The sequence below is a fragment of the Bacillus sp. MM09(2025) genome (genome assembly GCF_050496725.1).
In the GTDB taxonomy this organism is placed as follows: domain Bacteria; phylum Bacillota; class Bacilli; order Bacillales; family Bacillaceae; genus Bacillus; species Bacillus pumilus.
Window position 1 is genome coordinate 2541808 of sequence record NZ_JBNWEN010000004.1, and the last position, 25234, is coordinate 2567041.

36 protein-coding genes and 1 tRNA gene are annotated in these 25234 nt (G+C 37.5%); 33 read left to right on the forward strand and 4 right to left on the reverse strand.

The features are described 5' to 3' along the window. The first annotated feature begins 107 nt into the window (after positions 1-107). Positions 108-180 (forward strand) — tRNA-Val (locus ACQYAC_RS19050). Positions 181-274: 94 nt separating this feature from the next. Here ACQYAC_RS19050 and ACQYAC_RS19055 read toward each other — a convergent pair. The 4 genes from ACQYAC_RS19055 to ACQYAC_RS19070 form a co-directional block, all read right to left on the reverse strand. Continuing rightward, complete coding sequence (locus ACQYAC_RS19055; protein ID WP_429943897.1) at positions 275-1510, reverse strand: tyrosine-type recombinase/integrase; 1236 nt, start codon at positions 1508-1510, stop codon at positions 275-277. An 86-nt stretch (positions 1511-1596) separates the two neighbouring features. Next, positions 1597-2115, reverse strand: a complete 519-nt coding sequence (locus tag ACQYAC_RS19060) for an ImmA/IrrE family metallo-endopeptidase (protein WP_246877080.1) — start codon at positions 2113-2115, stop codon at positions 1597-1599. 85 nt (positions 2116-2200) lie between these two features. Next, positions 2201-2842, reverse strand: a complete 642-nt coding sequence (locus ACQYAC_RS19065) for a hypothetical protein (protein ID WP_429943898.1) — start codon at positions 2840-2842, stop codon at positions 2201-2203. Between the two features lie 34 nt (positions 2843-2876). Continuing rightward, on the reverse strand, positions 2877-3209 hold the full coding sequence (locus ACQYAC_RS19070; protein WP_144525743.1) for a helix-turn-helix domain-containing protein: 333 nt from the start codon (positions 3207-3209) through the stop codon (positions 2877-2879). A gap of 164 nt (positions 3210-3373) precedes the next feature. On the opposite strand from ACQYAC_RS19070, the gene ACQYAC_RS19075 reads away from it, so the two are divergent. The 32 genes from ACQYAC_RS19075 (at position 3374) to ACQYAC_RS19230 (ending at position 25232) form a co-directional block, all read left to right on the forward strand. After that, positions 3374-3568 carry a helix-turn-helix transcriptional regulator gene (locus ACQYAC_RS19075; protein ID WP_429943899.1) on the forward strand — a complete coding sequence of 65 codons (195 nt, stop codon included), beginning with the start codon at positions 3374-3376 and terminating at the stop codon, positions 3566-3568. 22 nt (positions 3569-3590) lie between these two features. After that, positions 3591-3785, forward strand: a complete 195-nt coding sequence (locus ACQYAC_RS19080) for a helix-turn-helix domain-containing protein (RefSeq protein ID WP_429943900.1) — start codon at positions 3591-3593, stop codon at positions 3783-3785. Between the two features lie 111 nt (positions 3786-3896). Beyond that, complete coding sequence (locus ACQYAC_RS19085) at positions 3897-4139, forward strand: helix-turn-helix domain-containing protein (RefSeq protein WP_223251388.1); 243 nt, start codon at positions 3897-3899, stop codon at positions 4137-4139. Between the two features lie 2 nt (positions 4140-4141). Then, on the forward strand, positions 4142-4411 hold the full coding sequence (locus tag ACQYAC_RS19090) for a hypothetical protein (RefSeq protein ID WP_106156873.1): 270 nt from the start codon (positions 4142-4144) through the stop codon (positions 4409-4411). Further along, positions 4412-4582 (forward strand): hypothetical protein, encoded by a 171-nt coding sequence (locus ACQYAC_RS19095; protein ID WP_155267116.1) that lies wholly within the window; start codon positions 4412-4414, stop codon positions 4580-4582. Positions 4583-4771: 189 nt separating this feature from the next. Next, entirely contained in the window at positions 4772-4963 is a 192-nt protein-coding gene (locus ACQYAC_RS19100; RefSeq protein ID WP_025092874.1) for a hypothetical protein, read from the forward strand. Positions 4964-4995: 32 nt separating this feature from the next. Then, positions 4996-5217 (forward strand): YqaI family protein, encoded by a 222-nt coding sequence (locus tag ACQYAC_RS19105; RefSeq protein ID WP_025092875.1) that lies wholly within the window; start codon positions 4996-4998, stop codon positions 5215-5217. Positions 5218-5327: 110 nt separating this feature from the next. Further along, positions 5328-6248 (forward strand): hypothetical protein, encoded by a 921-nt coding sequence (locus ACQYAC_RS19110; RefSeq protein WP_284385219.1) that lies wholly within the window; start codon positions 5328-5330, stop codon positions 6246-6248. Next, the gene (locus tag ACQYAC_RS19115) at positions 6208-7008 is read left to right on the forward strand and encodes a PD-(D/E)XK nuclease-like domain-containing protein (RefSeq protein WP_284385418.1); all 801 of its coding nucleotides are present in this window, start codon (positions 6208-6210) and stop codon (positions 7006-7008) included. The genes ACQYAC_RS19110 and ACQYAC_RS19115 overlap by 41 nt, the downstream gene beginning before the upstream one ends. Positions 7009-7221: 213 nt before the next feature. Beyond that, a complete protein-coding gene (locus ACQYAC_RS19120) occupies positions 7222-8079 on the forward strand; it encodes a hypothetical protein (protein ID WP_284385220.1) in 858 nt (285 codons plus the stop codon). A gap of 5 nt (positions 8080-8084) precedes the next feature. Further along, positions 8085-8372: a replicative helicase loader/inhibitor gene (locus ACQYAC_RS19125; RefSeq protein WP_429943901.1), complete on the forward strand. Its 288-nt coding sequence runs from the start codon at positions 8085-8087 to the stop codon at positions 8370-8372. After that, a complete protein-coding gene (dnaB, locus tag ACQYAC_RS19130; protein ID WP_429943902.1) occupies positions 8344-9636 on the forward strand; it encodes a replicative DNA helicase in 1293 nt (430 codons plus the stop codon). The genes ACQYAC_RS19125 and dnaB overlap by 29 nt, the downstream gene beginning before the upstream one ends. Before the next feature lie 14 nt (positions 9637-9650). Continuing rightward, positions 9651-9845 (forward strand): hypothetical protein, encoded by a 195-nt coding sequence (locus ACQYAC_RS19135; protein ID WP_429943903.1) that lies wholly within the window; start codon positions 9651-9653, stop codon positions 9843-9845. Beyond that, the gene (locus ACQYAC_RS19140) at positions 9842-10291 is read left to right on the forward strand and encodes a RusA family crossover junction endodeoxyribonuclease (protein WP_429943904.1); all 450 of its coding nucleotides are present in this window, start codon (positions 9842-9844) and stop codon (positions 10289-10291) included. The genes ACQYAC_RS19135 and ACQYAC_RS19140 overlap by 4 nt, the downstream gene beginning before the upstream one ends. After that, a complete protein-coding gene (locus ACQYAC_RS19145) occupies positions 10279-10965 on the forward strand; it encodes a hypothetical protein (protein ID WP_429943905.1) in 687 nt (228 codons plus the stop codon). The genes ACQYAC_RS19140 and ACQYAC_RS19145 overlap by 13 nt, the downstream gene beginning before the upstream one ends. A 132-nt stretch (positions 10966-11097) precedes the next feature. Next, positions 11098-11382 (forward strand): hypothetical protein, encoded by a 285-nt coding sequence (locus ACQYAC_RS19150; protein ID WP_129548419.1) that lies wholly within the window; start codon positions 11098-11100, stop codon positions 11380-11382. 71 nt (positions 11383-11453) lie between these two features. Further along, positions 11454-11654: an XtrA/YqaO family protein gene (locus ACQYAC_RS19155; protein WP_133743970.1), complete on the forward strand. Its 201-nt coding sequence runs from the start codon at positions 11454-11456 to the stop codon at positions 11652-11654. Positions 11655-11719: 65 nt separating this feature from the next. Then, positions 11720-12952, forward strand: coding sequence for a putative phage abortive infection protein (locus ACQYAC_RS19160; RefSeq protein WP_429943906.1), 1233 nt, complete (start codon positions 11720-11722; stop codon positions 12950-12952). 24 nt (positions 12953-12976) lie between these two features. Continuing rightward, positions 12977-13360 (forward strand): ArpU family phage packaging/lysis transcriptional regulator, encoded by a 384-nt coding sequence (locus ACQYAC_RS19165; protein ID WP_429943907.1) that lies wholly within the window; start codon positions 12977-12979, stop codon positions 13358-13360. An 87-nt stretch (positions 13361-13447) separates the two neighbouring features. After that, complete coding sequence (locus ACQYAC_RS19170) at positions 13448-15157, forward strand: ribonuclease YeeF family protein (RefSeq protein ID WP_429943972.1); 1710 nt, start codon at positions 13448-13450, stop codon at positions 15155-15157. Between the two features lie 12 nt (positions 15158-15169). Then, positions 15170-15574 carry a hypothetical protein gene (locus tag ACQYAC_RS19175; protein ID WP_283860091.1) on the forward strand — a complete coding sequence of 135 codons (405 nt, stop codon included), beginning with the start codon at positions 15170-15172 and terminating at the stop codon, positions 15572-15574. 464 nt (positions 15575-16038) lie between these two features. After that, positions 16039-16218, forward strand: a complete 180-nt coding sequence (locus ACQYAC_RS19180; protein WP_429943908.1) for a hypothetical protein — start codon at positions 16039-16041, stop codon at positions 16216-16218. Positions 16219-16309: 91 nt separating this feature from the next. Continuing rightward, positions 16310-16654 (forward strand): structural protein, encoded by a 345-nt coding sequence (locus ACQYAC_RS19185; protein ID WP_429943909.1) that lies wholly within the window; start codon positions 16310-16312, stop codon positions 16652-16654. Positions 16655-16800: 146 nt separating this feature from the next. Next, entirely contained in the window at positions 16801-18042 is a 1242-nt protein-coding gene (locus ACQYAC_RS19190; protein ID WP_429684580.1) for a PIN-like domain-containing protein, read from the forward strand. Between the two features lie 89 nt (positions 18043-18131). Further along, complete coding sequence (locus ACQYAC_RS19195; protein ID WP_429943910.1) at positions 18132-18470, forward strand: hypothetical protein; 339 nt, start codon at positions 18132-18134, stop codon at positions 18468-18470. A gap of 353 nt (positions 18471-18823) precedes the next feature. After that, positions 18824-19357, forward strand: coding sequence for a GNAT family N-acetyltransferase (locus ACQYAC_RS19200; protein WP_429943911.1), 534 nt, complete (start codon positions 18824-18826; stop codon positions 19355-19357). 82 nt (positions 19358-19439) lie between these two features. Beyond that, complete coding sequence (locus ACQYAC_RS19205; protein ID WP_429943912.1) at positions 19440-19628, forward strand: hypothetical protein; 189 nt, start codon at positions 19440-19442, stop codon at positions 19626-19628. A gap of 163 nt (positions 19629-19791) precedes the next feature. Further along, positions 19792-20508 (forward strand): phage terminase small subunit, encoded by a 717-nt coding sequence (gene terS, locus ACQYAC_RS19210; RefSeq protein ID WP_429943913.1) that lies wholly within the window; start codon positions 19792-19794, stop codon positions 20506-20508. Further along, a complete protein-coding gene (locus ACQYAC_RS19215; RefSeq protein ID WP_429943914.1) occupies positions 20508-21812 on the forward strand; it encodes a PBSX family phage terminase large subunit in 1305 nt (434 codons plus the stop codon). The genes terS and ACQYAC_RS19215 overlap by 1 nt, the downstream gene beginning before the upstream one ends. Then, positions 21809-23338 carry a phage portal protein gene (locus ACQYAC_RS19220; protein ID WP_429943915.1) on the forward strand — a complete coding sequence of 510 codons (1530 nt, stop codon included), beginning with the start codon at positions 21809-21811 and terminating at the stop codon, positions 23336-23338. The genes ACQYAC_RS19215 and ACQYAC_RS19220 overlap by 4 nt, the downstream gene beginning before the upstream one ends. Next, positions 23335-24249, forward strand: coding sequence for a phage minor head protein (locus ACQYAC_RS19225; protein WP_429943916.1), 915 nt, complete (start codon positions 23335-23337; stop codon positions 24247-24249). Before ACQYAC_RS19220 ends, ACQYAC_RS19225 begins: the two co-directional genes overlap by 4 nt. 59 nt (positions 24250-24308) lie before the next feature. Beyond that, entirely contained in the window at positions 24309-25232 is a 924-nt protein-coding gene (locus ACQYAC_RS19230) for a hypothetical protein (RefSeq protein ID WP_429943917.1), read from the forward strand. Positions 25233-25234: the final 2 nt, after the last annotated feature.

Genomic DNA, 25234 nt, shown 5'->3' on the forward strand with positions numbered 1-25234 from the left:
TCTACCGGCTTTTTGACCTTTTTTGAACAAAACCATTGACGACTGGTTATGCTGGTTATATAATAGAAACTGTCAGTAACAGAAAGCCCAGAACTGATACATAACCCGATTCCGTAGCTCAGCTGGGAGAGCGCTACCTTGACAGGGTAGAGGTCGCTGGTTCGAGCCCAGTCGGAATCATCGTTGAAACCCTTGCTAGGCAAGGGTTTTTTGTTTTTTTGACAACGAAGATTTGTTCTGTTTCTTTTGATTGGGGACGAATTGGGGACGAACTTTATCCGCCAGATTGTTTCTCAATATTTTTAGGATCAAAATGATTAAAGTGTTCTGCAGTGTTAAATTCTAATTTGTTTGTGACATGACCATAAATATCTGAGGTTGTTTTAGCACTGGCATGTCCGGCTCTTTTCTGAATAGCATTAATGCTCTCACCTGCCTCTATAAGGAGAGCGACCATTGTATGTCTTAAATCATGTAGTCGAATGTTTTTTAATTTGTGTTTGTTTTTGATTTTTGACCATTTGGAAGTAGGGGTTGTGTAATAGTAAGGCTCACCAAAACCATTATGAAATAAATATTGGTGATCATCACCTTCCCATAAGTCACCAACTAATAGTTTTTCTTTTTTCCACATGATATGGTACTGCTTTAATTCATCCATATACCAGTTAGGCATCTTTACAAAGCGTTTAGAACTTCTTGTTTTAGGTTCTTTAACATAGGGTTTGCCATCAACTGTCTTTGAAATTGAACGATTAATATGAAAGCCGCCGAGATCCCAATCAACATCCAAATGCCATTCAAGTGCAAGACCTTCACCGCGTCTTAGACCACCAATCATAGCAGCTAAAAAATAAAGTCTCCATTTAATATCAACTTCTTTATACAAAATTTTTATACATTCAGTAGCTTCGTCAGCTTCAAAATAGTTCATTTCTTGCTTTTCATTTTCTGGTTGAGGGAGTCCTTTCATAGGATCAACCTTAATGATCTTCCATTCTTCAGTTGCAGTTTTAAAAACAACTTGTAAAATTTTAAAAATGTCCTGTATAGTGGCCCCGCTTAAACCTCCTGATTTCCCATCTTTTCGTGCGCCATCTTTTTTTAAACTGTCTAAAAAATCTACAATATGAAGGCTTTTTATTTGCTCCATTTTTTTATTGCCAAAGACAGGTAGAATGTGATTTTTTAAATGTCTCCAATATACATCTGAAGTAGTGAGAGAATAAGGTTTTCCGCTCTTTTGATAAAGCTTCTTCTCTTTCCACTTAGCGATAAAAGATTCAAATGTTAATTTTTCAGGTTCTATGTATTCTTCAGAAGAAACTTCGATTTTAAATTGATAGAGCTGGTCTGAGAGATACTCTTGCAATCTTCTTTTCGTCTTTAATAGTTTAGTATCTTCTATGCGAATGGTTTTAGTTTTTTTCTTTCTTTTTCCGTGTATATCGTGACCAGCTTCAACAATTAATCTATATGAATTGTTTCCTCTTTTTTCAATGCTAGCCATATAAATCACTCCTACTATGAGAAATCTACAACAAATAATTTAGAGTCTTTTTCCTTTTTGAATAACTAAACATTGAAGCTTACATATTAGTAAAAAGCATATTCAAGCATTGTTTTGTTTTGAATCTGATTGTAATAGTTTGGAAAGGTAATCAGATTACGATAGAACATTTCCAGTCTATGATGCGCAAAGTCAAATGAAACTCCAAAACGTCTTGATATAAAGGGCACAGCTTCATATATGGAGTTGGGCATATCTATTTTATTCAAAATGAAACTTGGAACTGCAAAATGATACATGAATGCATTTGCTTGATTTTCTTGCATTTGTTTAAAGAGATAATGTGTATTATTCTGTGCCCCAGTGTGTTTTAAAATGTGGCAAAGTTCATGACAAAAATCTTCTCTTTGTTGAAATGAGTCTTTCCTTTTGTCTATGACAATAACTTTCTTATTTAGGATACTAATCGCCTTTGATTCTGCTGATTTATAAATAAGAGAAATATCAAAGTGTCTGGCCACTGCTTCAATATTTAATGGGTTCATATCATCTAAAGGTAATTTGCTATAAATATCTTTCACTTCTATTTCTAATGCGGAATACATGTATTTCAAGAAAAATACCCCCTAGTTTAAGAATATATGTTCGTATTTTATTTTAAAAAAATAAATACTCGAATTGAGTATCTATTTAAAATTTGACTTTAACCTTTTTCTCATCAGTAACAGTAGTTCCATTACCAACGGAGCTGTCAAAAACAAAAGTGATTTCTTTTATGTCTTTAGGATCACTTTCAAAAGGTATACCTTGAGTTATATCCTTTTTTGCTCCTGAATAAAGTTCCCATTCTCCAGAGTCAAGTAGTTGGTTTTCTTTAGCGTTAACTTGTTCTTTTGTGTTCAAGATAACATGTGATATTTGTGGCCATAGTAAATCAATTTTCCCTTTGTTCTCTGCTGAAAAAGATATTTGTATGTAATTAACGGGGTTTTTAAGTTTCAATTTAAGCCCCTGTTGATACGATTCGAGAAGATCATCTGAAATATTAGATATACTCAAAATTTTTACGTCCTTGATATTTATTGACAATGGATCAAGGTCAGTGGTTTCATCAACAACTTTAATATTTTTTAATTCATATATTTCGTTGTCCTCACCTTTATTCTTTTGACCAACTTTTGTCAAAGGACCATCAACGTATTCTTCTTGCTTTGGAGTCTCTTGTTTTTTCTCTGTGTCTTTTTCATCAGTACCAGCAGTATAGTTATTACCGCATGCACCAAGGAAGACTAAACAAAAAATCAGTAGAAATAACAATCTTCCTTTTTTCATTTAATTAGATCCCCCTGTTTTTATAACTCCGAATTTAATCTTTTTTACCAAAACCTTTTTTAAGGATTAATTCTAATAATTCACGAGCTTCTTCTTCGGTAATTTCTCCATCTCGAGAAGCGATTAATGTTTCCGGATCATTTAATATTCGACTTGTTTGTTCATCAATACTGTTTCTACCTTTGAGAAGAAAATCAATCGAGACATCTAAAATGTTCGATATAGCTATTAACGTATTATGGTCTGGCTCTCTTTTCCCTAATTCATAGGCTGTATATGCTGGTCTGGAGATACCAAGTTTATCTGCCATATATTGTTGCGTTAGTTTTTTTTCTTTTCTAATTTTTTTCAAATTATCTGGAAACATTTTATCACCTACCCTTTAATAAATACATTCTAACGTAACGTTTAGTTACATATAAGTGAATGTAACAAAAAGAAACTTTTTTTCTCAAAAGGGTTGATTTTGTAACACAATGATACTATTATAAGGGTAACGAAACGTTACTTTTTTAAAAAAGGAGTGTTACAATGCGTGACTGGTTGAAATTAGCTAGGGAAAGTAAATCTCTAGTACAACAGGATGTAGCAAATCTTGTCGGTATTGAGAGACCTTACTACACAATGATAGAGATTGGGAGTAGAAAGCCCAGTGTTAAAATCGCAAAAAAATTAGCAGAAGTATTAGAAATCGATTGGACTTTGTTCTTTGATGACAATGCTTAAATTCAATAAGGAGGTTGTTAAATTGCCAACAAAAACAACTATGACTGTTCATGAAACAGCTGATTTTCTTGGGGTACATCACGACACTGTTTACACAATGGTTCGTGAAAAACAAATACCGTTCTTTCGAATAAGAAAAAGAATTTTCTTTAAACGAGAAGTTCTTGAAGAATGGCAATTAGCACAAATGGAATCCAATTTTCAGCCAGTTGAATGATTAATAATTTACCACCTTAGAATACAGCGGATTTTTAAGTTTTGCTGTTCCAATTCGCAACATGTTCTATATAAGAACAATAAGGGGGTGAGGAAGTTGAGGTTGGGGGTAGTGCTCCGACAAGCAAGGAAAAGAGCTGGGATGTCCCAAGAGAAGTTGGCTGAATTGTTAAGTCGCTCAAGGAGCTGCATATCAAAATTTGAGAACGATCAAAAGATGCTTGATGTTCCTACATATGTACGGTGGATGGAGGCGACAAATGCAAAAGAAGCCATGATCGCAACTTTATGTGGTGTCGATCCACTTGCAGTCACGCAGCAAATTACAGCCATCATGGCTTTGTTTGGAGGATGAAGATGAGAAAAGCAATTTTCAAGAGTATTGATCATGAAGGGATAACAGCTGAAATGATCTGTATTGAACAACTACAAAAAAGATTAATGAAAGCATTAGAGAGTGCTGATACAGATACGGCATTAGCAGCTCACAAAGATATTGCTAAATCTTTAAACCAAATTCAGCGTTACGAAAGCCAAGCTAAGGTTCATTTATTAAAACAGGCTGCGAGGGTTACAAAAATCAAATATCCAAAATCACTAAAAAATAGATTGAGAGGATTGATCTAGGTGAAGTATTTGTTCACAGCAAGTCGTTTAATGAAGGCGAAAGATATCGTGAAACAATGTCAGATGCGTCATACAGAGGAAGGGCTCATTTTATTAGCCGCTCTGGAATTACAGATCAGAACGGAAATAGAAAACAGAAAAAAGCAGCAAGCTCCGACACTTACTGCTTAAATCATTTCAAACCATGAATAACAAAATGATCGATCTCATTATAGCGTTATTTAGAGATCACGACAAGGCTTATTCTTGTCGTCCGGCTTGCGGATGGGACAGTGTACACCTACCCCCTCAAATCATGCTCCATCCGCGGTCGGACGATGCGAATAAGCATCAAATAATGTGTTAAGGAGGAAAGAAGTTTTGAGAACTAAACCAGTTATTAAACCTTTCAGTGAGAGACAGTCTGATCAGTTCTATCTATCACAAGTGAATGGATCAATTGTGATGACTAACAAAGGTAAGCCAATGTTCCAATTTCCTGATAAACAAGCCTTTGAGAAATTTCAACAACTAAAGGCAGATGCGATCCGCTCAAAATTAGAGATTTCTTGATGTTTACACCAAACAGAAAAGGAGGGAAGAAGATGAATATTGAGCATCCGATTATCACAGAGATTAATAGATATGGCTATCCAAAAGATATGGTGAGGCAAGAAGAACACTTTGGAATTGATTTTTATGGGTCAGAAATTTTGCTAGAAGATGACTATGTTGAGGATAAAAATTCGGGTGAATTGATCTTGCGAGAAAATCTAGAACGATATCTTGCAGAGGAACTTGATTTTGAGTTTAAAACAGCAAAATAAAAGAGTTCACTTGTTGGGAGTGAACTCTCATCTAAATAACCAGACACAGAATAAGGTGTCAACCACTATTATAAGCAGGTTGGCACCTAAATTCAATGGGGGTTTCTTATATGAATGGATTGTCAAATGTTGATTACTCAAACTATATGGCAGGTTCTCAGCAATCAGCAGGAACTTCAGTAACAACAGAAGCTATGGTTAGTCGGCAGGCACAAGAAGTACAAGCAGCTATGGTCATAGCAAAGAAATTTCCACGAGACGTTTATGCTGCCTTTGAACGAATCAAGAAAGCATGTGAGCGTAGGCTATTAGCTGAGAATGCAGTCTATGAATATCCACGAGGTGGCACTAAAGTATCAGGTCCTTCAATTCGACTCGCTGAAGCTTTGGCACAGAATTGGGGGAACATTGATTACGGAATCATGGAACTTGAACAAAAAGCAGGAGAATCTTCTGTTATGGCTTATGCATGGGATCTTGAAACCAATACTCGCCAGACCAAAATATTTACGGTGAAGCATGAACGGAAAGCAAAAGGATCCATTACAAAGCTTAATGATCCAAGAGATATTTATGAACTGGTTGCAAACCAAGGTGCACGTCGGGTTCGTGCGTGCATTCTCGGAGTGATACCAGGAGACATTGTTGATGCCGCAGTTGATATGTGTCAAAGAACGCTGATTAGTGGTCATAAAGAGCCTTTAGAAGACCGTTTAAGAAAAGCATTAACAACATTTAAAGCTGATTTTGGTGTTACGAAGGAAATGGTCGAGGAATATGTCGGTAGCAAATTGGATGCCTTTACTGAGCAAGATTATCTCAAAATAGGACGCATCTATACTTCACTTCGTGATGGAATGGCAAAGAAAGAGGACTATTTCAATGTCAAAGCTTCAGGTACTACTAATGCTACAAAATCCAAAATTGAAGAAGAATTTCTAAAGCAGCAGGAACAAAAAGAAAGTGCTGAAAAGGCTGGTGAGCCAGCAAATGATGATGCCGACAATCAACAAGGAGAATTATTACTCTAACGAGATAGACCGAGTTTATATGTCAAATTCTCAATATAAGAGTTTCTTAGAGTGTGAGGCGGCTACAATGGCAAAACTCAACGGTGAATGGCATCCACCGTCCTCTGAGGCTCTTTTATTCGGACAATACGTCCATGCATGGCTTGAAGGAGATCAGGCCTTTGATGAATTCAAGAGAAACACACCTGCTCTATTTACACAAAAGGGCCAGCTTTATAAACAATATCAATTGGCTGATCTCATGATTGAAGCTATACAGAATGACGATTTGTGCATGTTTGTTCTTCAAGGAGATAAAGAAGTGATCATCACAGCTAAATTGTTCGGAGTGCCTTGGAAAGGAAAACTCGATGTGTACAACCCTGCAGGTGGCCGCTTTGCTGATCTTAAAACAACTCGCTCTCTTAGGGAAAGGATATGGGATCAAGAGCTTGGCTATTGTTCATTTGTAGAAGCCTATGGATATATTGCTCAAATGGCTCTCTATGCAGAATTAGAAAGACAGGAAGCAGGACGTAGTGAATGGTTAGAGCCTTTGATTGTGGCCATATCGAAAGAAGATCCACCAGATAAAGCAGTTATCAATATTGATGAGTCAAGGATGGAAATTGAGTTAGAAGATATAGAAAAAAACATGGAGCGGATCGTTCAGGTTAAGCATGGTGGAGAAAGACCGAGAAGGTGTGAAAAGTGTAAGTATTGTCGATCTACAAACCGTCTTAACCGGATCATCCATTTTTCTGAGCTGGTGAACAGCTAATGAGAGAGAAGCTAATCATTAAAGTTCCTATTCCGTTTGTGTATCTGTCTTTATCTAAATCAAGTCGTAATCAAGCTACTTTATTTAGAGCATATGTAAAGGGTTATATCCAAAGAAATGAGACAGGTCTTACTTTTATTAGGATAAGTGGAATGTACGCTCTATGTGAAATTAAAAGGCCTTAACTGAAGGTGTTGGAGAGGAGGAAGTTATTTGTCTACTGGATGGGTAAAGCTACACCGAAAAATATTAGAACACGAATTATGGAATGACGTGACTACCTTTAGACTGTTCACTTTATTAGTTATGAGAGCAAGTCATCAAGATGGCTTCAAAATGAATGGAGTTGTATTAAATAAGGGCCAGTACATAAGATCGTACTCAAAACTATGTGAGGACCTCGCTTATAAAGAAGGAAGAGGGCTAAAAAAGCTGTCTAAAAGTACAATTATGCGTTCAATTAAGAAACTTGTTACGAACAACATCATCACTGTTAGCGAAACGGAACTAGGAACACTATTCACCATCGTGAAATACGAGTCATATCAAGAGTTTTCGAGTGATCACGAAACAGAACCCAGAACGGAAGGAGAACCTATCGCAGAACGAAGACGGAACGAAAGCGGTACGAAGTCGGAACTATATCAAGAATTAAAGAATTTAAGAATTAAAGAAGAAGAGGAAGAAAAGAGAGCCTCAGTAGAACATGATCTAACTCCTTTCCAGCAGATCGAAGAAAAGTACTTATCACGAAAAGACGGGTTGATGTTAACACCAAAAGATTCAGCTGCCATTGAAAGGATTCTCAAGGAGCGAATCCCACTTGAAAACATATTGATGTGGATCGACGAGGTATTTGATCAATATCAACCAAAGCATAGAGCAGACAGTATTAAATCATTTGCATACCTGGAATCAGCGATTCTTGATCGTTGGCATGCACAGCAGCACCAACATCAGCCTCTTAAAAACAATGTTTCTGAATTTAAACCAAAGCAGCATAGGCAAAGTAATTTAGACGCACTAGCTCAATACGCAAAAGAAAATGGGATTAAATTTGGAGGAGGTTGATGAACATGGATCAAGAGCAAGCAATGTCTATCCTAACAAGGATTGCAGCTGCCTATCCAAGGTTTGAACTCACTACAGACGCGATCGGAAAAGAAAGAATTATACTCTGGCTTGACCACTTAAAGGATCAACCCTATGAACAGGTTTTAAAAAAGATCGACCAGCACATTGCTGAAAAGAGATTCCCACCTGCTATCGCAGAGATCAAAATCAAACAACCAGAGCAAAATGAATTCTTAGCGAAACAGAAAGTGTGGGAACAAAATGCAAAATTTGCGAAACGTAGAGGCTGAACAGTTTTTATTAGGTTGTATCATCCTTGAGGGTGATTTGATTAAGGAAACTGCACTAGAGCCCAGACATTTTGCTGAAGAACGCCATAAGCGGATTTTCGAAGCGATGAGGGAAGTGGACAAGCTAGGTAAGCCTGTTGAATTGGCCAATATCGCTGCATCTATGGGAGACCTTTTAAATTCAATTGGAGGCTTTGAATACTTAACCAATCTTGCAAGTACTGTTCCCTCAAAACATGCTTTCGAGACCTATGAAACATTAATTTACGAGGCTTTTAGACTCAGAGATTTACAAAGTGCAGCTTTAGCTTTTGCTAATGCCCCATGCGATGAGGGAATCACTGAGCTTTATCAAAAGACCATTGAAGTACAAGAAGTTGGAGTTAAAGTTACTCGGACGAAAATGGATGTTTTGACGGAGATATTCATGAGCATGGAAGAAGATCAAGGAGAACTTACAGGAGTCGACACTGGTCTTGCAGATCTGAACGCTATGACAGGTGGTTGGCAAAAAAGCGATTTGATTATCGTGGCTGCTCGTCCATCAATGGGAAAGACTGCTTTTGCTCTTAACCTAGGATGTAACAACGCACTAAAGGGTGGAGTAACTGATATTTTCTCGCTCGAAATGTCAGATACACAGTTAACCCATCGAATGTTAAGTAGCCTTGGGAGAATTGAAGGCACGAAGTGGAGGAATCCAAAAAAGTACTTTAGCGATCAAGATTATGACAGAGCCAACAAAGCCATGGGTGAATACGAAAAATTAGATATCTATATTCATGATCAGCCCACACAAACAGTCGCAGACATCCGGTCCCAGATCCGAAAAACGAAAAAGGATCACCCTGATCAAGATCATTTAGTGGTCATTGACTATCTTCAGCTCATTACCTCAATCGGTAAATTTGAGAGCAAAAACTATGAGGTTGGTGCCATCACCAAAGAGCTGAAGAATATGGCGAGAAGCTTTAATGTTCCAATCATTTTGCTATCACAGCTCTCACGTGGAGTTGAACAGCGGCAAGATAAACGTCCAATGATGTCTGATCTGCGTGATTCAGGAAGCATTGAACAAGACGCTGATATCGTTACGTTCCTCTATCGTGATGATTATTACAACAAAGATAGTGAACAGAAAAACATAGTTGAAATAATCTTTGCTAAACAGCGAAATGGTGAAGTTGGAACAATAAATGCTGCCTTTATGAAAGAGTACGGAAGGTTTGTAAACTTGTCGCGGCAAATAGAAGCCGCTTTATGATACGGAGGATGAACATGTCAAATATTAATAGCAAACAGCGTCGTGAGTACCTTTTAAGCGAATTAACTCGTATTGGATATTTAGCTAGTTTGGACAAGAACCCTGAAAATTTATCACTCTATGAACTTGAAATGCTTGTCATTTCTCTCAAGAGTCAGCGTGGCAGTAGGGTGTTAACATATAACGCTAGGGTGGAGGCATCTGAATGAAGATAGCATTCACCGTCTACGGAGAACCAGTTGCACAAGGGCGTCCAAGAGCTACTCATATGAATGGAATGACAAGGTTATACGACCCCAAGAAGTCACGAGACTTTAAGCAATACGTTAAGTTGGCTGCGAGCGATCACCGTCCTAATCAACTTCTTACAGGTCCACTGGAGTTGAGGGTTAAAGTTTACAAATCCACCCTAAAAAGTTTCAGCAAGAAAAAGGCCGCAGCAGCCGAAAAAGGCGAGTTGAGACCAGCCAAGAAGCCAGATGTTGATAACTACATCAAAGGGATAAAAGATGGCCTGAATAAAGTCATTTGGCAGGATGATAGCCAGATAGTTGATTTACATGTAAGTAAGTTCTACAGCAGCTCACCGAGAATCGAAGTCGAAGTATCAACTCTCAAACCAACCCATGAGGAGGAACAAATATGTCTTTTGTAAATTTTGATGGATCAGTCAAGAAAGTAAATCACAAGCCTAAGGGTGTTACAGAATTGGTCCTTGAAATCTCAACGAAGGATCTAGGAAACAGCATTCAAAATCTTGCTGAAATGATTGATAACGATGTGCGTGTTGAAATTGAGAGCGATGTTGTCCGCTATAACGTGCAGATCAATGCTCACACTGAGCGACCCATCGTAAATTATCAAGTAGATCAGAGCGGTGTGGTCCACATTGCTGAGCCTGAGCCAGAACAGTTAGAGGCTGAATTGGGCTTACCTGCAGAAAAACCACAAATTGAAGAAAAGCCTATGGAAATTAAACGCGAAGTGGTGGATCAATTCATCCAAGAAGGTATGGCACCAGAGCAAGAAGGTTTCCCAGAGAATATGGCTGACATTGTGAAACGGCGCATTGAGGGTGAATCATACCGCAAATTGGCTTCAGAGCTTGAGATGTCATCCGGTGCTATCGTTGATCTAATCAATGATTACCGAGCTGCAGTGGCTCCACTCGCTGAAAAATGGTGGGATTGGAAAGAGGATCAAGCCAACGAAGCTGTGCCGATGCAAAAAGATGAAGAAGCAGCTGATGTAGATTTAGATTCCTCTCAAAGTGTGAAAGACGATTCTGACGGGAATGATCAAAAAGAAGAGGAAGACGGGGCTACCTAAGATGGCACGCAAACGATCAAAACGGTGGTTCTTGCTTTATCGCAAAGAGGATGGACAGCGAGTCCACCTCTATGAACCACTTAAACAATATGAACTAGTCAGTAGAATTAAGAAAGGATGGAGGATTATCAGATGAAAAACAAATTCTTAGAAGGAGACTGGATCAAAGCATCAAGGAAAGGCAAAAGAGAAACACTTAACAAAGAAGGTTATGTACTTAAAGTATCTGAAGATGACATTTTAGTAAGGTTCCTTAGTGGTAATACCTTGGTTGTTCCAAAGTCTTGGGCTGAAAATTTGGAAGAGGCACTTACTGAAGATGATCTGAAGGCTTTGATTGATTTGTCTTTAGATTTAAGGGACGAACATCTCTTTAGAATGTGTGTATGTGATTTGCAAGCTCTTCAGGGCAAATAAAAAGAACCGAAGCACAAGGCTCCAGTTCTATTGAATCTGCACAATTCATTATAACATGGGAGGCCTTGTGCATGAACTTACCTATTGAAATTCTAACTACAAAGAAAATTGAAGAGCATATCGAGTACGGAAGGGTAAAGCTGCTAATCCTAGACGGAGTTAACCACAAAGCCTACTTATCAAATATTCCTGATTACGGGAAGACTAGTATTCATTCAAAAAATGGCTTACCTATAAGGATACAGTATGATTATGGATATAAAATAATGTGAACATTGTTATATTATGGATTACATGTTACGATTTATAGGATTTTTGGATGATGGGAGATAATTTAATGAAAGAATGGTTTAAAGAAAACAAGTGGATATTTGTTGGGGGAATTGTGATTGTTGCAGCGATATCAACTCCTCTTATATTATTCATTGTGAGAAATAATTTAGATCAAAAAACGTTTGAAGCATTAGGGCCAGTAGGAGATTTCTTTGGTGGAACCACTGTTGGCCTCTTAACGTTGGCAAGCATGTTATTTGTTATTGCCAGTATTTCAATGCAAAAAAAGCAACTTGATATGCAACAAGATGAATTAAAGATGCAGAGAGAAGAGCTAGCTAAAACGAGAGAAGAGTTTGAACTTACAAACAAGACTTTGACTAAACAACAGTTTGAGAGTACTTTCTTTAACATGATTAATCTACATCATAATTTGTGGAAAGATTTAGAGGTAAGACGTAATTTTTTTGAGACAATATATGGGGAACTGAGGTTCAATTACAATAATTTTGTGAAAAAATATTGGGAAAGTCGTTTGATTTCGCTTAAAAATGAAGATCCAATTGCATTAAAAAAATTTTTGAGATCTATTTATTTAAACAATAGTAAAGTTAAGAGATTTGAAACGGAACTAAAAAACATTAATCGTTCGGAAATAAATCAAGAACTAATAAGAAAATTAGAATCTAATAATGAAGAATACTTTAATGATTTTTCAGATAAATTTAATGATGAATTTGAAAGAAGAGAAATAGACGATCTTTTTATTGAATATATGAACAATCCATATTTATTGGACTACTTACTTATTGAAAATAGTAATAGATTTTATTATTATACTTTCGATGGAACAATTGATTATACTCTATCTAATGAGAGGTTTATTGAAGATCTTAATGATGAATGGACCATTAGTTTTATGAAACAAATTAGAAAAGAAACATTGTATGAACCCTCTATTTTAAAGAGAAATGCGTATGAGGAGTTATATAATAATAAAGAAGAAGAAATTGGACACTATTATAGAAACCTTTATAGAATTGTAAAATTTATACAAGATGAAAATTTCAGCACTGATAAAATACAAAATGAAAAAGAACAAAAGAAATACCGAGGGATACTTAGAGCTCAGTTATCTTCAATGGAATTATTAATGCTTTTCTATAATGTCGTGTATTCAAAAAAAGGAGAGAAATTTAAAGAAATCCTAAAAGGTACTAACTTTTTTGACGATCATTTAATTGAATCTAAATTACTATGGGCAAACGATAAAGAAGAGTTAGCCGCTTTAAAATAGATGTGATATGCGTGGTGAATAACCTTGACAGTTGAAGCACTTCACCTTTTACCAGAGATAAATGAAAAGCAGGTCCGTCAGACATTAATAAATGAATTGAAGCTTTATAAAGCATTAAAAGTTAAACAAGAGAACTTGGATGAGCAAAAAGCAAATGGCATCTTAACTTTGTTTCCAAGATTAATAGATCAAAATGTTTGTTCGGAGCTGAAGGTGCGGCAAATAGAAAGAGCACTAGAGTACAGCTTGGATGAAATTGAACAAGACATTATTCGGATGAAGTACCTTACTTCACGAATGGTTAAAGATCTTGAGGTATGCGAAGAGCTCGGGTTAAAGAAAGATCGATATTACAAATTGAAAAAACAAGCAACGTTTAAACTTTCGACAGCACTTGGAATCATCTGAGTGCTGTTTTTGTATCTTTATTCCTATTTAATGACAAACTTTGTGTTGGTAAAATTGACCTTGTCAATGAATAGGAAGGAGTGAATTCTGCTGGGGAAGATACTTGATGCAAAAGCACTAACAAGTGCCATGGATACAAGGGCGAAACACTATCAGGAACTCCGTGAACAAATGGTTGATTTAAAAAAGGCACTACAAGGCGTGGCAAATCTTGGTGATGATTTCACTGGAAAAGGTGCCGATAACATTAAAAGTTTCTACAAAGAGCTCGCCGGAAATGTAGATATGTTTATCAGCTTCATCGATAAGCAGAAAGCCTTTCATGAAGGTGTTTCTGGGACACTTGATGATACGAGCTTTGGCGGGGACACCTTCGTAGAAGAACACTTTTTAGACAATGCAGTACATATGGGCATGAAAAATGCCAAAAGCATTGTGAAGGGTCAAAAAAATGCTCTTAAAACGATTTTTGAAGATATCGATGACCTTATTTCCCTAGAGGTATTCGATAGCCAAACCTTTGATGAAAAAATAGAAGATGCTGAAGATGTTCGAAAAAAGACAGTAAAAGACTTAATAGAGCTTGATCAAAATTTAAAAGATGAATATGCTTTGTCAGAAACGGAGCAGCAAGCTACAATGGCATTGTACGGAGAAATGATCAATGCCACGAATGACGGGAAATCCATTTCACCTATGAATTTTGACAAAAAAGCATTTCAAGATAGTGAAATCTATAAGGCAAAAAGCGATATTGAGAAGCAAACTGCTGAATATCTCAAAATCAAAAAAGAACAAGAAGAAGCCCGCGAGATCGCAAAGGAACAAGAAGCGCTCGCCAACCGTCCTTGGTATGAAAAAGCCCTTGATTATGGGGGAAACATTGTCAATGAGCTAACCGGTGTGAATGATGCAAAACGAGCAGCTACGGGCGTCGATCCAATCACAGGCGAAGAGCTTACAGCAGGCCAACGAGTCGCTGCAGGTGGCATGGCAGCAGCCGGTTATATCCCTATCGTCGGCTGGGCAGGACGCATTTTTAAAGGCGGGAAAGCCGTCTATAAAACCACCCAAGCCACTTCAGCCGCAGTCAGAGCGGTCGACATCTACAAGACGTCTCAAAAATCTTTTGATGCCCTAAAGACATCCCAAAAAGGTTTATACGGGCTCACCGCGACCAACGGCTTCAGCGAAGCGATTACAGGTCGAGACATGTTTGGAAACAAGGTCTCGAAAGAACAGCAGGAAACCAGTATGAATACGGCGCTTGCAATGCTTTTACCGTTTGGTATGAAAGGACCTATAAAGAAAACTCCAGGAGTTATCCAAAAGTCAAATAAACAAATTAGTGAAAGCTATGATGAAATAAAGAGATTTAGGGAAAAAGCGGGATTAAAACCTTATGCTATTGATTCTGGTGATACGGTAGCAGCAGTTAAAGTTAATGACAGAACATTTTTTGGAGTGAATTCTACTATCACTAAGGAGTCTCAACAAGCAACAAGAGAGCTAAGACAAAAGTGGTTAAAAGAAGTACAATGGGTTCCACCTAAAAAGAGTTCCCCTAAACATTTAGGCCATGCTCAGTCATTGACACATGCAGAATCTCATTCATTAATTAGAGCTTTTGAAAAGGAAGGTCAATTACCGCAAAAAGTAACTATGTTTGTAGATAGGAAGACTTGCAATATTTGTAGAGGGGAAATGCCAGCCTTGCTAAAAAGGTTGGGGGTTGATGAATTAGAAGTTTATAGTGGTGGATTAGAAAAACCTTTAGTTATCAAAGCAACTAAATAAGGAGGAAATTTCGTGATTGTATATAACGGACCAGTTGAAGAACCAATTGAAAACCCAGAAGAAGAATTTATTAAAAATATTTTCTTTGAAAAAGAAGCGGATTATTGGAAACAAGGAAGTGGAGATTCTTGTTTTGAGGTAGAAGGAGAAGATGAATGGCTTATTTTCTTTTATGATGAGCCATATGGATTCTTTATCATGAGACATCCTGATTATTTAGTCCCTTTGAATAAGGATGTTGAAATAGAAACAATAGAGCATTTGGTTGGTGGAGAACCAATGAAGGTACCATCATGCAGTTATGTAAGTCGAGAAGAAGCATATAGAATTGTTCAACACTTTTTAAGTACAAAAACTATGCCTGATTTTGTTGAATGGGTTGATTTATATGACATCGATTTTGAACATGATTTTTAAAACTAGAGTGTCCATCTTTATGGGCACTTTTTTATTTGCATTGCAGAGAAAAAGCCGACAAAAAGGGGGATAAAATGGGGACCTTTTTTCATGCGTGGGTAATCGTATGATAGAGACAAGCAAAACGAACGTGAATATTTTGTCCAGAAGGAAGAACCTGCGGACGCTAATCATTGAGCACTCTAAGTGCCTTGATTGGTGTCCGCTTTTTTATTGGGAGACGCGCCTTTCCCTTATCAATGGCGTATCTGGATACGGAACAAAGGTGTTGAGGAATGTGGCCATACGAGAGGAACATTCTGAGCCTGGATAGCAGCTGGTCTGCGGCAGCCGTATCGAGGACAGTTTTTCATTTTACTTGATGAATGACTGTACTTGGCATCCTCTCGGAGTGTAGTCATCATTGCAAAATCTATTTAAGCGAATAGCGTAAGGTGGTGCTTATTCGGCAAGGAGCGAGTGAAATGAAGATCAGGGATTCTTTATCTGTAGAAACAACGAAGCAATTAAAGCGCATTGCTCCTGGTTCTAATAGTAAGAAGAGCGATGCTGATCCGATAACGACGCGTGATTGGGAAGAAATAATGGGAACGAGACGCCAAACGTACCAACGACAAGGCGGCCGCATCCGGAGGAAACGATGATTTGATGGGAACAGTCGTCTTTTGGGTGTATGGCTGCAGGTGCTTTGGTGAGGGATAGGAGCGCAAAAATATAAAAAGGGAGATGATGAGCATGGCATCATTAAAAGGTGTGTCAGCGAATCCGACAAAAGCGAATCATATTTTAGGAAAGGATAAGGTCGTTCGTGTTGCTGTCAAAAATGACAATGACTATATCGCAGGACCGAACCTTATTCCGCAGCGCAAGGTTAATGGAAAGTGGGAGACGATTAAAACAAATTCTCCGAACCCGCTTAATCCCGGTGAAAAACTTTATGATCAATTTGACATCAAGGATTCATTTGGTAACAAGAAAGGTACGTATCGATTCAAGGTTGATGTAGAGCGATACGACAAACATGGCAACCATATTGAAACAGTTGGTACATTCTATACAAACGAATTTTACGTTAAATAATTAGCTGCTGTCGCCTCGGGCGGCTAATATTGTAATTTCCTCAACTATTATAATTTCGTTTTTCGTTCGACAAAATTCGCAATCTCTTCAAATTATCCAATTTAGTTCGATAATTCATATGAACTTATCCATTGGGGGAAATTAGATTGAGAGAAAAATTCCGCGAGTTTTATTTTGATAAAAATGATGAAAAAATTTGGCAAGAATCGATTATTATTTTAGACACAAACGTTTTACTTAATTTGTACAGATATACCAAGGAAACATCAGATCAAATTCTTGAACTACTGAATAAATATAAAGAAAATTTATGGATGCCACATCAAGTAGGTTTAGAATACCATTACAATAGGAAATTAGTTATTTTAGAACAGAGGGGATCAAATGATAAAGTCTGTGCTACTTTTGAAAAGATCCCGGAAAAAGTTAGAGAATTTCTTAATGATGATCTATCAAGTTTTAAAAAGAGACATAAAGATGATTTGGAATCCTTAGTTAAAGAAATAAAATCAGTAATTGAAGAAAAGATTAAAGGTCTTAAAAACATAAGCCAGGAAGAGGATCTTTTAGAAGAAGATTTAATAAGATTAAAAATTAATGAGCTGTATACGGATAGAGTAGGTGACCCTTATTCAGAAGAAGAACTTAAAGCAATAATGGTAGATGCAGACGATAGATTCTCTAAGAATATACCTCCTGGATATAAAGATGTAAAAGGTAAAAAAGGTATTAAATTTTACAACGGAGTACAGGTTCAAAATAAGTATGGTGACTATATCCTTTGGAGACAAGTATTAGATTATGCCAAAAAAAATGAATCTAATGTAATTTTTCTAACTGATGAAAAAAAAGAAGACTGGTGGTATGAAGCAAAGGGAAGGACTATTGGTCCTAGAATAGAACTACTCAATGAATTTTCTTTTCATTCAAAGAAAAGTTTTTATATGTTTAGCTCTATTGGATTCATAGAGATTAAAGGTGGTTTAGATCAATCAGCCGTTTCAGAAGTTAAGGAAGTAAGCGAGGCCTACAAGGATATAGCTAAAGAAACATATAATGAAGTTATTTTATATAATACCCCTACAGGTAAAAGAACTAAAACCCCTGTAGAAATTAAAATGAGTGAAATAAGTGATGAATCCAAGGAAGAATTAATGTATAAGTTTTGTTTATTCATAAGAGATATGCTTCATGTGTTCAATGGTGAAAATCTTTATTACTATAAATTTTACGAACTTGTTAAAGGACAATATGGAAGACTTTATACAGATATAATAATGGATGTTTTAATACATGAGAATAATATTAAGTTGAAACAAGATGAATCAGGTAGACATATAATAGATATAAATGGCTTGAGTCGCTATATATATAGTAAAACCATTTAAAAAAATGCTAATTGTTTTATGAATAATTTTATATATTTGTTAAACATTACTATATTTTTGCCGATTTAAATTATATGGAGGTGATACAATTGGAATTTGATCAAAGTTTAATTAGCTGTTTAAAAAGTTATAGCAAAGTTCAACTTAGTTATGAGCCTGACATTCCTGGTTTTGATGAAAGTATAAGCCATAAAATAAAAGGTCATGATTTATTTGATACAAAATCAGGTGCTCTTTTGCTCGTACGTTTGGAAAATCCAGAAACCAAAGAGGAGTATACATACAGTTTTCCTGACATTGTTAAAACCGAGTTGGTTAATTTTTCGGAAAATCATGACAAATGGTATGTCTATTCATTAGACAGATCAAAGTTTAAGGAAAATATTCGAAACAAAAAAATGATTTATAGGCTCATTTTTAGTAAATAAAAAGCATTCTTTTGGGTGCTTTTTATTTTGGAGAGGGACACAATGTGGACAACTCATTCTGGGAACTAATCATTAACACATTCATTGGATATCACTTTGGGTTGTCTTGTGAAAAGGTCCAACAGATGAAAGATAATATCATCGACCGATTATGACAATATTGCCACTTTGGGTAATTGTTGAATGATGAAAGATACAAAATGTAAAATGGAAGGTAGGACGGAGAGGCATAATCTTTCTGCGTCACCACAATTTAATTTATTTTCTCTAGAGAACCCATTTTTCCACTTCTTATTTGTAATACCACTATGATAGTCTTGAATTAAACAATAAGAATTGGATGTGTATGTAAAATGAAGGGGAGTTTTAGGAATAATAGTGCTGAGGAATTGGAGGAAATCATTCGTAATTGGGGTCTTCCAAAAGCTTTATTAAGAGATGATGAAGATATTGAATTTAGGTTTTCTGATGAGGGAATAAAAAATAATACTGAGACAAACTATCGAATTGACGGAGGAACCTGTAAATTTTGCTTATATGATGTGAAAAAAGAAAGGCCTTTATTTAGTATGGAATTTTATCAGATTAGTGATAAACTAGCTGGATTACGTGCTGCAGACAAGCCGATTAAAAAACCACTAGTATTGGAATTTTTATATGTGCACGATGACTCTTTAAGAAAAAAGGGTATTGCAACGTTTTTTATGAAAAAAATTATTCAATACGCAAAATCAATTAAAGTTGACTATCTTAAAGTAATGCCCAATGCAAACGCAAAAAACTTTAAGAAAGATAAGAAAACAAATGCTTTAAGTCAAGAAGAGCTAAAACGATTCTATACAAAATTTAGTACTCATGAAATGCCGATAGAACTAGTGAATATTTAACTGAATTCGTTCGACAAATTCTGCGAATAGTTCCATGTGCTCGCTTACTGCCGATATATATAGGTGGGAGGTGAGTGATGCTATGTTAACAATTGTTATGAATAGTGGGAAAGAATACACTACTAATAAGTATTCAAGTTTAGAAGCGTTCATGCAAGTAGTTCAAGGTCATTTGAATTCAAATAACGGATCCGAACATACCTATATGACGATTACAGAAGGGGTTTTAATAAAAATAAACCAGATTTCATCTATAGAATTTAATGACTAAATGAATTGTCACTCTTTAGGAGTGGCTTTTTTTGTTCCCTGTAAACTGCTGCTGATAATTCTTTACACCAAGCATCGGCTTAATAGTAGAGTGCGGCGACAGTTTAGAGGAAATAAAAATTCCAAAACAACACGAATCAGAAGGAGGCGGCAGGTGAATGTAGATGGAATCCAAGAACATTCAGGCGGAGAAAGATTACGTCAAAGGCATGAAATACAAGGACCTTGCCGAAAAATACGGGGTGTCGATCAACACCATAAAATCATGGAAAAAGCGGCATGGTTGGGAAAGGAAAAAGGGTGCACCCAAAGATAAAAGTGTGCACACAAAAAAAGGTGGGCAACCCGGTAACAAAAACGCTGTAGGGAATAGCGGCGGTGCTCCTGCAAGAAACCAAAACGCAAAGACACACGGCTTTTACTCAAAGCACATGCCCGCTGAAGCATTTGAGATCATGCAGGACATTCAGGAATATTCACCCGTTGATCTGCTGTGGGAGCAAATACAAATTCAGTTCACCGCTATAGTGAGGGCGCAGAAAATAATGTTTGTTGAAAACAAAGACGAAATGATCAAAGAGCTGAAAAAGAAAAAATCAGTTGTTTCAGATTCTACCGATATTGAGGAAGAAGAATACGAATTTCAGTTTGCTTGGGATCGTCATGCAACATTCCTAAACGCTCAATCTCGTGCGATGGCAGAGCTCAGGAGCTTGATTAAACAGTTTGAGGGGTTAGCACACGAGAAAGACGAAAGACGACTTAAGCTGAAGCAGATGAAGCTTAATATTGACAGAACAAAAGCTGAAGTGGAAAGGATTACAGATAATAAAGAAGATCCAACCTTTGAAATCATTATCAAGGATAAGGGGGACCGTTGATGGAAAAAGAAGTGAACCCCCACTTTAGAAAATTCCTTTTTGACTGGGATCAGAAGTTTCAGTTCTTGGTGGGTGGTTATGGATCATCTAAAAGCTATCACATTGCGCTGAAACTCATTCTGAAACTACTAGATCAAAAGCGAACAGCTCTTGTGATTCGTGAAGTCTATGACACGCATAGAGATTCCACTTTTTCTTTATTTGAAGAGATCGTGAATGATCTGGGACTCGATCATGTCATTCAGTGCCGCACATCACCGCTCATGCTTAAATTTCACAACGGCAGCCGGATCATCTTCAAAGGGTTGGACAAGCCAGCCAAATTGAAGTCGATCAACAACATCTCGATCATCTGGATTGAAGAGTGTTCAGAGGTTAAATACGAGGGATTCAAGGAGTTGCTTGGTCGTTTGCGTCATCCTACTTTGGATTTGCACATGATCCTATCAACTAACCCTGTCGGTCAGGATAACTGGACATACCGTCACTTCTTTAAGGACGATCAGAACAACCGATTTATCTTGGATGACGAGAAACTATACAAGGAACGTACTATCGCTATCAACGATACTTACTATCATCATTCTACAGCTGAAGATAACTTGTTCCTTCCGGTTAGTTATATTAAGCAGCTGGACGAACTAAAAGAATACGATCCAGACCTTTATCGCATAGCTCGAAAAGGTCATTTTGGCGTTAACGGTATTCGTGTTCTTCCTCAATTCGAGGTGCAGCCGCATGAAGATGTGATGCTGGCCATTTCGAAAATCAATCGCCCTTTGCTTAGAGCGGGCATGGACTTTGGTTTCGTTGATTCATATAACGCTGTGGTTAGGTTGGCTGTTGATCACGAGAAGAAGTATCTATATATCTATTGGGAGTATTACGATCGCGGCAAGACTGATGATGTCACAGTTGAGGACTTGAAAGAGTTCATTGAAACAAAAGAGCTGATAAAGGCAGACAATGAACAAAAGACAATCGCATATTTCCGCAAGATGGGATACAACATGGTGGCCGCTCATAAGTTCCAAGGATCACGCTTGCAGTACACAAAGAAGATCAAGCGGTTCAAGAAAATCATATGTTCTGACTCATGCAAAAACACGATCTATGAGCTTCAGCCGCTCACTTACAAGACGGACAAGCACGGCAATATCATAGAGGATGAGTTTAAGATTGACCCTCATACCTTATCGGCCATCTGGTATGCGTTAGATGACTATGAGGTCACCGATCTGAAAGAGCAGCCTAAAGAGCGGAAACGCCCTAATAGAGAAAGGAGGTCGATGAGAAGGCTATGACAAAACATGTGAAAGCTACTGTGTTTAAAGCAGACATCTCTCAAACTACGAAACAAATTCATGATGATAGTTTTAACTATGATGCTGATGGATTGATCGAGCCGCCGTACAATATCACAGAACTCAAACAAATAGCTGAGTATTCTACCATTCTTCAGCAATGCATTGATGCATATAAAACAAACATTCTAGGTTTCGGCTTAGGAATTGAATATGTCTTTGATTTCAACGCTGAGGATGCACCAGAAGGAAAGAAAGGCGCTGCTGAAAAAGAATGGACGAGGCTTGAGGAGCTTGTGCGATACATGAACTATGATGAATCAGCCGAAGTGGTTCTAGGATATGTGATAGAAGATCGCGAGCGGACAGGGAATGGCTTTCTTGAAGTGTTACGTAATGGTACAGGGCAACCAGCTGGGATTGAATATTTAGATGCTCAACACATGCGAATATGTAAGATAGGTGATCCTGTCGAAATTGACTTTAAATATACCGATCAGGGTCAAGTCAAATCTCTCAAAAGAATGAAGCGGTTCAGAAAATATGTTCAGCAGATAAATACTAAAAAAGTATTCTTCAAGGAGTACGGCGATCCAAGAATATTGAATGCTGCTACGGGAGAATACAGCGAAGACACCCCTTCTAATCTTGTAGCAAGCGAAGTCATTCACTTCAAGATTGGCAGCGGTACATATGGTGTTCCTCGTTGGATTGGTAACATCGTCAATATGTATGGTGCGCGCAAGGCAGAAGAGTTGAACTATCTGTACTTTAAACAAGGTCGTCATGTGCCGGCCGCTATCACAGTGGAAAATGGCATGCTGTCTGAATCTTCGTATGAACAGTTGCAGGAATACATGAACGGCATCGAGGGATCAGACAATGCACATAAATTCCTTTTGCTTGAAGTCGAAGGGATTCCTAAAAAGAAAAAGGACGAAGTAAGCAATGACGAAGACCCAGCACCTGTTAAAGTTGAAATAAAATCACTAGCCGAGATTCTCCAGGAGGATGCGCTGTTCCTGGAATATGATGAGAAGACGAGAAACAAAATCCGCTCAGCGTTTCGCCTTCCACCAATTTACACAGGCGAATCACAGGATTATAACAAGGCGACAGCTGACACCGCACGAAAGACAACGGAAGAGCAGGTATTTCAGCCTGAAAGAATGATCATCACTGGCAAGCTCAATACACTCTTTCTTCCTGATCTCGATCTCTGGCATGTGCGCCTTATATTAAATGGTCCAGACTTTCGTGATCCGCTCGAAATTGCAAAGGTTCTTACACCATTTATTCAAGCAGGGGCGGTTTCACCGAATGACCTGCGTGATCTGGCTGGCCGTATTCTTGGTAAGACACTTGAAGAATGGCCAGAGGAAGAATATCATCGACCAATTGAGGCGAAGCCAAAGGCATCAACTAGCTTCCTTGATACGGTTCTTCAAAAGTCTGCGGGCACTAACAATGAATTGGTATCTATCCTCAAAGACCTTAGGGATGAACTAGAGGAGATCCGCAAATGAGCAAGATCGATCAGCTGATAAAAAACATCAATACCTTTGTACAAAAAGCGGAGGCAGATGAGGTCAAGGAACTTGAAGCAGCTGTAGCTGATTTCCCTGAACTGAAGGACGTTCCCTCTTTGGTGGAAGAGTATGAGAAAACCACCGCAAAACTTCTCAGATTGCAACGCAGGACGTTTTTAAATGCTTTGAATGGTTTTATATCCAAGGATGATTCGGAGACGTTAGAATCAATTCTAGCGTTCTTCCAAAATGACTTGTTCGCAGTTGATGAATTTGCGGAGTTGTTCGGAAAAGAAACTGCTGTCTTTCTTACTCTTACCGTCACACAGTTGGCCGAGAAGATCATGCATTCCATCGATGCAGATATTCCATTCAAGGTTTTATCTGAAAGAACCGCTGAGTGGATTGAATCATGGTCGCAGGAGTTGGCGCAGCTGATGAAGCTGAATACTCATACAGCCATAGAGCAAACGCTGAAAGAGGGTATAAAAGAAGGCCGCTCTATCCAGGAGATTGAACTGGAGCTGAAGGACCTTCCTGAATTCAGCCGGAAGCGCGCACGTGTAACAGCCATTACAGAGGTGTTGACCGCTTCTTCCGTCGCTCAACATGAATCCTACGTCCAATCCCCGGCAGTAACGGGGAAGAAGTGGAAGCACAGTGGCGGGAAAAAGAATCAGTCCAGAGAAAGTCATGTGCAACTGGACGGTACAATCATTCCTTTGGATGAAGAATTTGAGATACCAGGCAGCGGAGAGCGCTGCATGTTTCCGAGAGATACACAGCTTACGCCAAAAGAGCGGGTTAACTGCCATTGTGCTGTGGGTCCTGTGGTTGATCCTGTTATTCTAGGATTGTCAGCTGAAGAGAAAGAAGAGATTCGGAGAGAAGTATTAAAATTGGTCTGAATAAAAAGTGGATTCTCTGATGATAATACCTTCTGAAAACAAAAAAGGAGGTATTTCAATTGACTTTAGTAAGTAAGATACAAAATATTTTAGATGAAACAAATAAAAAGATTCAAGACCTTATAAATAGCAAAAACTATTCACCTAAAGAAGCTGATAAAATAGTACAAGATGCGACTTTAGAAATAAGGGGAATTACAGTATCAAATATTACTGGTAGCGAAATCGATCCTGAGTTGAGTATTGGCCGTCCGCACATAAATTTCCCGCCTATCCATGTAGATCCTATTCCGGTACCAAAACTTGAGGATATTATCCCAAGAATACAAATTCCGACACGAGAGGAATTAGAGGAACAGGCTAGAAAACTGGCAAAAGATTTGGCTGATGCTACAAAAGCAAAACTTGTTGAGACAGCACAAAATGCTATTAACGATCTCAGGAATCAAATACCGGACCCTACTGAACAAGCAAGACAAATGATTGCTGAAATAGAAAGTTATAAAGAACAATTAAATTCTTTGTTAGAGCAAATGAATCCAGTTGCTTTAATAAATAAGGCTTTGGATAAGGCCGAACAAATTAGTGAAGCATATATTGATTCTAAAATGGTTGAGGTATTTCAGTCGTTTGAGACTCTTCATTTAAAAGCAAAATCAAATGTTGATTTTAGTCTAGATGGCACCAAAATTAATGGAAGTGTATCTTTATATTTAGTTTTTGAAGATTTTAATGGTGATTTCACTCAACAATATTTAAAAAGTTTAACTACTACAGTAGAAATTGATTTAAGCAATTTACAAGATATTCATCTTCCTGAACCAGTTCCGCATGATGGTAATATCAACATAGAAAAGGAAATTATGAATAATATAAATGCAAGAAAAACTGAAATTATATTGGGTCTAACTGAAGCGGTTACGGATAGTTATTTACCGATTTTTACTGTTATTAATAAATTTAAGGAAATTATGAAGATATAATT